This is a genomic window from Faecalicatena contorta, from assembly GCF_021531995.1.
GTDB classification, from domain to species: Bacteria; Bacillota; Clostridia; order Lachnospirales; family Lachnospiraceae; genus Dorea_A; species Dorea_A contorta_A.
The window spans coordinates 1-10,445 of record NZ_JAFBIZ010000108.1 but is presented as its reverse complement, the minus strand read 5'-3'; the positions used below and the strand labels follow the sequence as shown (position 1 = coordinate 10,445).

9 protein-coding genes and 1 tRNA gene are annotated in these 10,445 nt (G+C 44.1%); 5 read left to right on the top strand and 5 right to left on the bottom strand.

All coding sequences use genetic code 11. The features are described 5' to 3' along the window. Window positions 1-10 precede the first annotated feature (10 nt). Window positions 11-81, top strand: a tRNA-Gly gene (locus tag JQM82_RS12590). A 73-nt stretch (window positions 82-154) separates the two neighbouring features. Here the strand turns inward: JQM82_RS12590 and JQM82_RS12585 are convergent. Then, window positions 155-2,638, bottom strand: a complete 2,484-nt coding sequence (locus tag JQM82_RS12585) for a glycosyltransferase family 2 protein (RefSeq protein ID WP_235250702.1) — start codon at window positions 2,636-2,638, stop codon at window positions 155-157. Between the two features lie 192 nt (window positions 2,639-2,830). Between JQM82_RS12585 and JQM82_RS12580 the strand changes: the two genes are divergently transcribed. After that, window positions 2,831-3,127 (top strand): GNAT family acetyltransferase, encoded by a 297-nt coding sequence (locus JQM82_RS12580; protein ID WP_235250700.1) that lies wholly within the window; start codon window positions 2,831-2,833, stop codon window positions 3,125-3,127. A 6-nt stretch (window positions 3,128-3,133) separates the two neighbouring features. On the opposite strand, the gene JQM82_RS12575 is transcribed toward JQM82_RS12580, so the two are convergent. Further along, entirely contained in the window at window positions 3,134-3,439 is a 306-nt protein-coding gene (locus JQM82_RS12575) for a hypothetical protein (protein ID WP_235250698.1), read from the bottom strand. Between the two features lie 5 nt (window positions 3,440-3,444). Between JQM82_RS12575 and JQM82_RS12570 the strand changes: the two genes are divergently transcribed. Continuing rightward, window positions 3,445-4,515, top strand: a complete 1,071-nt coding sequence (locus JQM82_RS12570) for an iron-containing alcohol dehydrogenase (protein ID WP_235250697.1) — start codon at window positions 3,445-3,447, stop codon at window positions 4,513-4,515. Beyond that, window positions 4,472-5,851, top strand: a complete 1,380-nt coding sequence (locus tag JQM82_RS12565) for an aldehyde dehydrogenase (protein WP_235250695.1) — start codon at window positions 4,472-4,474, stop codon at window positions 5,849-5,851. Before JQM82_RS12570 ends, JQM82_RS12565 begins: the two co-directional genes overlap by 44 nt. Here the strand turns inward: JQM82_RS12565 and JQM82_RS12560 are convergent. Beyond that, the gene (locus JQM82_RS12560) at window positions 5,837-6,496 is read right to left on the bottom strand and encodes a chloramphenicol acetyltransferase (RefSeq protein ID WP_235250693.1); all 660 of its coding nucleotides are present in this window, start codon (window positions 6,494-6,496) and stop codon (window positions 5,837-5,839) included. The genes JQM82_RS12565 and JQM82_RS12560 overlap by 15 nt on opposite strands. Before the next feature lie 125 nt (window positions 6,497-6,621). Between JQM82_RS12560 and JQM82_RS12555 the strand changes: the two genes are divergently transcribed. Next, the gene (locus JQM82_RS12555; protein ID WP_235250691.1) at window positions 6,622-7,749 is read left to right on the top strand and encodes a glycerate kinase; all 1,128 of its coding nucleotides are present in this window, start codon (window positions 6,622-6,624) and stop codon (window positions 7,747-7,749) included. On the opposite strand, the gene JQM82_RS12550 is transcribed toward JQM82_RS12555, so the two are convergent. Beyond that, window positions 7,746-9,530 (bottom strand): serine hydrolase domain-containing protein, encoded by a 1,785-nt coding sequence (locus JQM82_RS12550; protein WP_235250690.1) that lies wholly within the window; start codon window positions 9,528-9,530, stop codon window positions 7,746-7,748. The two genes, JQM82_RS12555 and JQM82_RS12550, sit on opposite strands and share 4 nt — an antisense overlap. A gap of 116 nt (window positions 9,531-9,646) precedes the next feature. Then, the gene (locus tag JQM82_RS12545; protein WP_235250689.1) at window positions 9,647-10,225 is read right to left on the bottom strand and encodes a 50S ribosomal protein L25; all 579 of its coding nucleotides are present in this window, start codon (window positions 10,223-10,225) and stop codon (window positions 9,647-9,649) included. Window positions 10,226-10,445: the final 220 nt, after the last annotated feature.

Below are 10,445 nucleotides of genomic sequence, written 5' to 3'. Positions count from 1 at the left end.
ATATATACATGCAGATATAGTTCATCGGTAGAACGCCAGCTTCCCAAGCTGGAGAGGCGGGTTCGATTCCCGTTATCTGCTTAGAAAAGGCTAAGAACACTGAAAAACAGGTATTCTTAGCCTTTATTGATTCTTTATGATTGCCGCCTCAGCATTACCCCAGTGTAAATGGCGGCTGATTCAAAGGAAAGTTCTTATTATAATAGGGGTCTCCTGCATCCAGGACATCCTGCCATTTTCTCTGAAATCTCCGAACCTCTCCCTCAAACCGTTTTATCTTTTCATCGGTATCTTCATACCCTCTTGACTTGGATTCATAGTGGTACCACTCAGAAAAAGCATTAAATACGATCAGCTTTCCGATACTTCTTAGCTTCAGACAATAATCAATATCATTGCAGGCAACCACAAACTGTTCGTCAAATCCTCCCACTTCTCTGAACAGTGTTTTTGTTGTCATCATACAGGCAGCCGTTACTGCACTGTAATTGCAGTTGATTCTTGCCCGCACCATATATCCATAATCATTGCGTCCGATTCCAGTATTGACGTGACCGGCATAATTGCCAAATCCGATCACTACACCTGCATGCTGCACCGTATCATCCGCATACAGAAGCTTGGCTCCAACAGCTCCTACTTCCTTTCGCATACAGTGTCCGAGCATTTCTTTTATTGCATCTTCACTGATCATCTCTGTATCGTTATTCAGGAACAGAAGATATTCTCCCTTTGCATATTTTACTCCATAATTATTGATCGCGGCATAATTAAATGTATCGTTCCATACGATCACTCTTACTTTGCTGCAGATTTTCTGAATATGCTCATAATATGCAAATGTTTCCTTCTTCTCGCTGTTATTCTCGACAATGATAATTTCGAAATTCTGATACGCACTTCTGGTCAGTAGAGAAAGGATACACTTATCCAGATCCCTGACATGGTCCTTGTTCGGAATGATCACTGAAACCAGAGGATTATTGCTCACAGCATACTTTACATGATACATGCCCCACAATCCGACATGCTCTACTTCTGCATCTACATCCATCCGTTTCAAATGATCTTCAATAGCTCTTTTCCCCGCTTCATAAGCATACATCTTACTTGCCGGATCCCCGGCAACGGAATTCATATGGATTCTCCAGTGATACAGAATCATCGGGATATGCCTGATCTTATCCGAATTTTCAATACAACGAAACATAAAATCATAATCTTGAGATCCGTCATATTCGCTTCTGAACCCTCCGACCTTATCCGCAATCTCCTTTTTCACAACAAAAAAGTGCGTTATATAATTATGTGATCTGAAAAGATCCATACTGAAGTCTGGTTTAAAATTCGGATCCATATGCTCCTTCGTATCGGCCGATATCTTATCCTCATCCGTATACAAAATATCATATTTCTCATGCTGCATGGAACGGACCAGCTCATACAGTGCATCCGGCGCCAATATATCATCATGATCAAATAATCCGATATATTTTCCTGTCGCAAGTTTCATCGCACAGTTTGTATTCCCGGCAATGCCCAGATTTTTTTTCAGAATTGTAAACTTAATTCTCTTGTCTGACGCAGCATATTTTGCAAGTTCTGCTTCCACAGAAGCATCCCCTTCGCTCCCATCCGCAATACACAGTTCCCAGTTTCCATAGGTCTGGGCTCTTACTGAATCGATCATTTCTCTCAAATATGGAAGAGGAGTCCTATACACAGGCACGATGATACTGATCAACGGACAATACTGAAACACCGTATTTCTCTGCTCCGTCAGCTCCTGTTCCGAAGCTCTGTGTTCTTCATACCACTCCTGATACGGAATTTCTGTACTGTTTACTTTTCTGACAATATATTCTTTCAGATGCTTCACACCATTTTTCTTAACATATACTGCCAGTTTTTTTGCGTACCGGGGGCGCATATATCTCATGGATGCATGGACAAATCCCGCTTTCTCCTTAATATCCTGCCTTCTCAGTATATTTTTAACATCGATTAAAATCTTCCTTTTTTTCACCTGATCTGAGATTTCAAACAGATACTTGTGCGCCTCATCTCCTTCAAACTCCAGACGATAACCACAGTTTTTATCATTTTCTGATGCAAGTCCTATCTCGACCAGATCAGGTCTCGCACTTTTTCTGACATTCAGCCTGATCTGTTCACCATCCTCATTTCGGATTCCATATTCAAGAGAATGATTTCCGTTTGATGATGATGCCCAGCCTTCCATCACAAGCTTTGATTTCTTCTTCTCAATTCTGTCAATATGATAAGTAATCATACTGCAGTCCCGGATTTTATTGAGTTCTTTTTTCTCAAGGTGCACGATACAGATTTCTTTTTTCCCGTTGCATGCAAAAATGCTGACAGATTCAGGATCTTCCGTTTCCAGAGGAACTGTCAGATAAAATCCCGCTTTTCCATGGAGGGGATATCTGGAATATTTTCTATATACATCCGTTCTGGCAACTCTGTTTACAGAATAATCTGCTTCACGGTTATTCAGCAATACCTTAAATGTAATCTCCAGTCCGTCTGTATCCAGAGCCCATCCTCCGACACGCACATATCGCTCTCTGGCATTCGTTCTGTATTTTTCTGTATCTATATAATACTTTATGCTCATATCTCATGCTCCCAAACATCATGATATTGTGAAATATTTTGATTATAGCATTTTTTTTATTCTCCTGCAAACGGTATCCCGACCCTCAAAGAAATCATGAATACATAGGGAACCATTATAGGAATAATACTGTAAAATTCTGTAAAAATCTGCTATGATAGGTTAATCGATTATATTTGGGGAGGTACCTTCATGATCTCTGCAATTGGATTATGCATAAAAGCATTAAAAAAGGAACCCTACTCCGGTTCCTGTCATGGAATGCGTTTTTTCTTGTCCGCTGACAAAGAAACTCTGCATGTCTGGATCTACCCGGAGCCCTGGTGCTTTGAACAGACCCCGGACAAGGACAAGACACAGAAAGATTTCCCTTTCACGCAGGAAGGGCTGGATGAAGCACTTCTGTGGCTTGAGGAAATGTTCGAAAGCAGGCGCTCCTTCTGGGAACAGAAGGAAAAGGACAAGATGAAAATATTCCTTGGTTCTTAAGTATTATTATTTGACGGCAACAAATATATATTTCAGATATTTACGTTCTTTATGAGGATCAATGACATTGACAATACTTAAGCTGTATACATCCGAACATGGAATCAGATTTTCTTTTTTCAGATATGCAGCAATCGCCCGGTAATGATCTCGGATATCTCCGTCGCTGTCTCTTACTACAGATACAACGGCTCTGCGTGAGGGAAGCTGTATGATGTCATCCCCTTTTGCATGCTCATCTGCAAAGCTGAAGATATGCTTATACGAATACTCGTCCGCCAGAAACCGTCCGATATCTATGGACGCACCCATGGGAAATGTCTGCACACCCGGTCTTTGACATCGGTTCTGGTGATGACGGAATTATCTGTCATGTCTACAAAGACACGGTTGCTAATCCTACCTCCGCTAATGTAGAAGCAGCAAGAGAGCAGTATCTGCAAAAGAGTTGCCAGGCATTAATTGCATTTGGCGGCGGTTCTTCCATGGACTGTGCAAAAGCTGTCGGTGCCCGCCTTGCACGTCCAAAGAAATCTCTTGCAAAGATGGAAGGTCTGCTTCATGTTGCAAGAAAGCTTCCGCTTCTGATCGCAGTACCAACCACTGCCGGAACTGGAAGTGAAACCACTCTGGCAGCCGTCATTACAGATGCAAAAACTCATCACAAATATCCAATCAATGACTTTGCCCTGATTCCGGCTTATGCAGTATTGGAGCCAAAAGTAACACTTGGTCTTCCGCCGCAGCTAACTGCAACTACCGGTATGGATGCATTGACTCATGCGGTGGAGGCCTACATCGGACGTTCTACAACCGGACAGACACGCACCGCCTCCATAGAAGCAATCCGGCTGATCTTTGAAAATCTCCCGATTGCCTATCAGGACGGCCGCAACCAGCAGGCACGTGCCAACATGCTGCGCGCTTCTTATCTTGCAGGAACTGCTTTTACGAAAAGCTATGTCGGATATGTACATGCAGTCGCACACAGTCTCGGCGGCAGATACGGAATTGCCCACGGGCTTGCCAATTCTGTACTCCTTCCGATTGTACTGGAAGCCTACGGCTCTGCCGCTCATAAAAAGCTTGCAGCTCTTGCCCGTATCTGCGATTTATCTGACTCAGACAGCGATGCCGAAGCAGCAGACGCATTTATCACCCATATCCGTGATATGAATCTTGCGATGAAGATCCCGACTACACTTCCGGGAATTCAGACGGAAGATATTCCGCAGCTTGTACAATACGCGGATCACGAAGCCAACCCATTATACCCGGTTCCCGTTCTCTGGGGAGCCGGCCAATTAGAACAGATGTATCATAAAGTTCAGGAGGGAGCCAACTATGACCGAACAGGAAATACAGATCATTCTGGAAAAGCAGCGTAAATTCTTCGCAACAGGACAGACAATTCCTGTCTCCTATCGTCTGGAAATGCTGAAGAAACTAAAAGAATCTATCATAAGACATGAATCTGATCTCAACGAGTCCCTGCAAAAGGATCTCGGAAAAAGCCGCATGGAAAGCTATATGTGTGAAGTCGGACTTACCCTGTCTGAACTCACCTGGATGCAGAAGCATCTGAAAGGTCTTGCAAAAGAAAAACGTGTTCCTACTCCGCTTGCACAGTTTGCAGCGAGAAGTTTTCAGTCTCCTTCGCCTTACGGAACGGTATTGATTATGAGTCCCTGGAATTATCCTGTTCTCTTAACCATGGGGCCGTTGATTGATGCCATCGCTGCAGGTAATACAGTTATTGTAAAGCCCAGTGCTTATGCACCTGCAACCAGTTCTGTTATGAAGCAGATTCTGGAAGACTGTTTTCCTGAAAAATACGTTGCTCTGATCACCGGCGGACGTACGGAAAATCAAGCTCTTCTCAATCAACGCTTTGATAAGATCTTCTTTACCGGCGGAAAAACAGTCGGAAAAGAAGTACTTCGCCACGCCGCAGAATATCTCACCCCCGTGACTCTGGAGCTTGGAGGCAAGAGTCCGTGTATCGTAGATCATACAGCAAAGATACCTCTTGCAGCCAAAAGAATCGTATTCGGCAAATATCTGAACTGCGGACAGACCTGCGTTGCTCCGGATTATATCTTATGTGACCGCAGAATCTGCCAGGATCTGATCGAGGCCATAAAAAAAGAGATTCGGATTCAGTTTGGGAAAAATCCCTTAAAAAATCCCGATTACGGCAAGATCATCAACGAAAAACATTTTCAGAGGCTTCTCGGATTGATCCAGAAAGACAAACTGGTCTGTGGCGGTCAGTCTGACCCGTCTGCACTTCGGATTGCTCCTTCTGTTATGAGAGATGTAACCTGGGAAGATGCTGTGATGGGAGAAGAGATCTTCGGCCCGATTCTGCCGGTTCTCACCTATGATTCACTGGATGAAGCTATTCACACCGTTGAATCCCATCCACATCCGCTGGCACTGTATTTTTTCAGTGAAGACAAAGCGACCCAGAAAAAAATTCTGGATCGCTGTCACTTTGGCGGCGGATGTATCAACGATACCATCATCCATCTTGCTACCAGCGCCATGCCTTTTGGCGGCGTAGGGGAAAGTGGTATGGGCGATTATCATGGAAAGTCCGGTTTTGAAACATTTACACACATGCGCAGTATTGTTGACAAAAAAACCTGGATGGATCTCCCGATCCGCTATCAAAAGTATACCCGTTTAAAAGAAAAAATGCTGCGGTTATTTCTCCGGTAGGCATACCTGATTCAGTTCTTCCTGCATCCTGCGGAAAAACTCTGAGGTATGCCAGCCGTCCATGGCTGCATGTGCAATCGTCAGAGTCAGCGGAAGGGTATAGCTTCCATCCCGTTTCTCATACTTTCCAAAAGTAATGATCGGGAACAAGGCTACTCTGTCTCCAGACGTAGTTGTTGCGTATCCGGTGTAATCCAGCCATGGGATGCAGGAGATGCAGAAGAAGTTCATCGGCTGCCCTTCTTTTGCCTTTATTCCCCGTACCTTTTCTGCATCTGCGATATCCTTTCTCATCGCATCATAGAATTTCTCAAATTCAGGATTATAACAGGTCCAGCAATCCGAAAATGTATGATCTTCCGAATGGAAGATCGTATAATTCGGATGTATAGTCTCCCAGATTCCCGGACGACCTTCTTCATCTCTCATCATCCTCGTACCTTCCATCTGATTCACCACATTGGACGCACACCAGACAAATGCAGAATAAAAATGATATTGTTTCCGGTTACATTCATCTCTGAGTCTTGTAACATCCAGTCTGGCAGTCATACTGTAGTTCACCTTCAGTTTCTCCGTATAATATTGAAAATGCTCTCTCCGCGGCCATGTTTCAAAATCTATGGTTTTATATTCCGGTAACATCTTTTTTCTCCCTTCTAATACTATATCCCAATTGTACCCCAAACAAGAAATACGTGCAATCCTATGCCTGCTGTGTTATTCTGAACTCAGATAAACCAAAATACAGAGATCATGGAGGTCCAGTTATGAAAGTAGTTGTCGCAATTGATTCATTAAAGGGGAGTCTTTCTTCCATGGAAGCGGGTCTCGCAATAAAAGAAGGGGTTCACGCAGCTCATCCCGACGCTGATGTGATTGTAAAACCGCTGGCGGACGGTGGAGAGGGAACGACCGATGCCCTGATCGAAGGGCTGAACGGGGAACGTATAGATATTACCGTTACAGGGCCACTGGGATCTCCTGTAAACTCCTGCTATGGATATCTTTCAGACACCGGGACTGCTGTGATGGAAATGGCATCTGCAGCGGGAATTACACTGCTGACGGAAGAAGAAAAGAATCCACTTCTTGCAACTACTTATGGAGTCGGAGAAATGATCAACGATGCCATCGAAAGGGGCTGCCGTAACTTTATCATAGGCATTGGCGGCAGCGCCACAAATGACGGCGGAATCGGAATGTTGATGGCTCTCGGATATGACTTCCTTGACCAACATGGCAACGATGTCGGCAAAGGCGGACAGGCTCTCGCAAAAGTGGCATCCATCTGTACAGACCACGTGAATCCAAAACTTTCCGACTGTCACATTCAGGTTGCATGCGATGTAAACAATCCGCTCTGTGGAAAGAACGGCGCCACTTACGTCTACGGACCTCAAAAGGGGGTAACCGACGAGATCAAAGAGAGTCTTGATCAGGCTATGGCTCATTTTGCCCGGATCACTTCCGAGACCCTGGGGAACGACTATTCTTCTTCTCCTGGCGCAGGGGCTGCCGGCGGACTCGGATATGCGTTTCTTGCATATCTGAATGCAACACTCACGCCCGGAATTGAACTGATCTTAGACGCTGTCAATCTGGAAGCTGAGCTTGCCGATGCAGATGTTGTAGTTACCGGAGAAGGACGTCTGGACTTCCAGACTTCCATGGGCAAGGCTCCTGTCGGTGTCGCAAAACTCGCGAAAAAACATCATGCCAGAGTGATCGCATTTGCCGGAAGTGTCACCAAAGAAGCAGGTGCATGCAACGAAGCCGGCATCGATGCATTTTTCCCGATCATCCGCGGAATCACCACACTGGAAGAAGCTATGAAAGCAGAAAATGCACGAGAAAACATGCGGGCATCTGTAGAACAGGTATTTCGCCTGCTCTAGGATTCCCTTTCTTCCAATTCTCCATATGTCACCGGTTCTATGGTCTGGCCCATCAGTCGGTGTGCCAGATCCATACCACCCCATTCTTTTATCTTATTATAGATCGGATGATTCATCATCTCTTCTGTAATCGACTCCAATCCCTCCATGATCAATGCTTTTCCTGGTGTTTCGTACCAGTGTATCGCAATCCTGTCACCAATAAAGCTGATATAGATTTTTCTTCTTACAGCTTCCTCAAGATAACTCATCTCCAGTTTCAGGACGATGTTCCCATCTGCATCTTTTGTAAATTCTCCCTGCACCGCCACCAGATAACTTTCTTCATGCAGGGTAATCCATGCTTCTTCAGCTTTGGTAAATCCAATCTTTGTTTCTATCCACTGCCCGCCTTCCAGAAAGCGGATATAGAATCCCTCTTCGGAATTACGAAAAGCAATCCTGCTGATTCCGTCCGTCATATTATTGTGGAAAACCTGTATCACCAACGGATACAGTCCTACACTCTGTGGATGCATGACATAGCATTTTCCATCCAGTTCTGTGATTCGATAATACAGATCAGAATGAACAGCATGGCTTCTCCTCTGATCTGTTTTCTTCTGCCACCCGCCTCTTCGTATCCCCGGTGTTCTTCTGGTGCTGTCCCGCATCCGCTCTTCCAGATGCTTTAATCCGGCATATGCATGCGGGTTTTCCGGGAGAATCTCTTTCGGTCTGTAATCTGGTGCAAAATACTTCCGGATAATGTTCAGCATGATACAATCCTGAAACAACTCATTATTTCCCGCATTAGTTACAATCACCATATCCATGTCAGGATATACAATGACATTCTGTCCAAGCATCCCATTAAATTCAAAACTTCCCGGACGTTCTTCCATCCACAGCTGATATCCATATCCAAACGTATCTTCTCCGCTCTCCACATGCATGCGCGTTGATACTTCCACCCACTTTGCAGGCACCAGCTGAACGCCATTCCACATTCCTTTGTCGAGATAAAGCTGCCCCAGCTTTGCCATATCTTCCGCACACAGGAACAGTCCCCAGCCACCTTTTGTAATTCCCTTTGGACACGTTTCCCAGAGATATTTTGTAATTCCCATCGGTTCGAACAGCCTTGGTCTGAGATACTCTTCCATCGTCATTCCTGTACGTTCTGAAATAATTGCTGACAATACATACGTATTCAGGCTGTTGTACTGAAACTGTGTTCCGGGGATTCCGCCAATCGATGCCTCCAGATATCCTTCCAGCCAGTCATTTCCGGCAATCACACCAGTCTCATTAAAGCCCACCTGACTGGTCATTGTAAGAAGATGTTCCACAGTAAGCTCCGGTCGGAATATCTTTACCAGTGGATTCAATTTATGAGCAAATATCTTGTATACATTCTCATCCAAAGAAAGCTGCCCTTCGTCAATCAGCATTCCAATTGCCATTCCTGTAATGCTTTTACACATGGAGTATGTGATATGCCACACCCCACTCCTGTATGGTGCAAAACTGCACTCACAGATAACTTTCTTTCCTTTTACGATCATCAAATGGTGCATATCTGTACCTTCCGATGCATGAAGTTCCCGGATCAATTCTGCAATACGTCCTGACTCAACCCCCTGGCTCTCGGGAGTCGCACGTTCAAATGCCTGTTCATAAGGCAATTCCTCCGGAAACCTTATCTTCTGCGGAGTGAACTCCACACGGCTTACCCCTTTTGTCTTTCCAAGTATCATATCTACTATCATTTCAATCACAGCAACCTGATCTTTTGCCATCCAGCCACCTCCTGTATATCATCCATCTTAACTTAATCGAAATATACCATATCTCTTCCCATATGTAAAACGGCAGATTTCAAAAAAGAAATCTGCCGTATATCTGTGATATATTTTTATTCTTCTGCTTCACTGTCTTCTTCCGCTGCTGCATTGTGCACTTCACTCAACGTAACAACGGTTGCTTCCGGGTCTGTGATCAGATCGATCTCTTTGTTCTTTGCAATCGCAAGATCCTTTACCTTCACTGACTGTCCGATGCTGAGTGTCCCTGCATCTATCTCGACCCTGTCAACCAGTGCTGACGGATATGCTTTAAATGCAATCTCCTCCAGCTGAAGCTGAAGTACTCCACTCAAAACCTTGTCGTGATTCAGCAACACCACTTCTGCCACAGAATGTACTTTCTCATCACTTACCAGCGCCTGAAAATCAATCTCATCTACCTGTCCCTTTAATGGGTTATATTCAATATCCTTAATCAGTACATTATATAGCTTCCCTCCAATATCCAGCATGATCTGGCTTCCCTTATTGCTTTTTTTAAGCAGGTGATCAACCTCTGCTTTGTCCATTTTCACCGGAACAGACTCTTTCATCTCTCTGCCGAATACATTGCCGGTAACAAATCCTTCCCTTCTTAATTTTTTTGCTTTGATGTCCATGCTTCTTTTTTCAGCTTTTAAAGTATTCATTTATCTTTTCCTCCAAAAATCTGACTTGCTTAGCATCCTTCCACTTTGCATTACAAATAGGTGTGTTAAGTAGGTTTTCTTGTTACACCATTATTATAACACCTATAGCAAATAAAGATTCACCAAAGAAATAATGTTTTTCATGTTTTTTTATTTCACAATCCACAAATCTCTCAATTTTCTAATTCTTATTTATCAGAATTTTCCAACAATATAAAAT

Coding starts and splice junctions, on each gene's coding strand:
- JQM82_RS12585 (WP_235250702.1), bottom strand. CDS start 2,638: ATGAGCATAAAGTATTATATAGATACAGAAAAATACAGAACGAATGCC.
- JQM82_RS12580 (WP_235250700.1), top strand. CDS start 2,831: ATGATCTCTGCAATTGGATTATGCATAAAAGCATTAAAAAAGGAACCC.
- JQM82_RS12575 (WP_235250698.1), bottom strand. CDS start 3,439: ATGGGTGCGTCCATAGATATCGGACGGTTTCTGGCGGACGAGTATTCG.
- JQM82_RS12570 (WP_235250697.1), top strand. CDS start 3,445: ATGTCTGCACACCCGGTCTTTGACATCGGTTCTGGTGATGACGGAATT.
- JQM82_RS12565 (WP_235250695.1), top strand. CDS start 4,472: ATGACCGAACAGGAAATACAGATCATTCTGGAAAAGCAGCGTAAATTC.
- JQM82_RS12560 (WP_235250693.1), bottom strand. CDS start 6,496: ATGTTACCGGAATATAAAACCATAGATTTTGAAACATGGCCGCGGAGA.
- JQM82_RS12555 (WP_235250691.1), top strand. CDS start 6,622: ATGAAAGTAGTTGTCGCAATTGATTCATTAAAGGGGAGTCTTTCTTCC.
- JQM82_RS12550 (WP_235250690.1), bottom strand. CDS start 9,530: ATGGCAAAAGATCAGGTTGCTGTGATTGAAATGATAGTAGATATGATA.
- JQM82_RS12545 (WP_235250689.1), bottom strand. CDS start 10,225: ATGAATACTTTAAAAGCTGAAAAAAGAAGCATGGACATCAAAGCAAAA.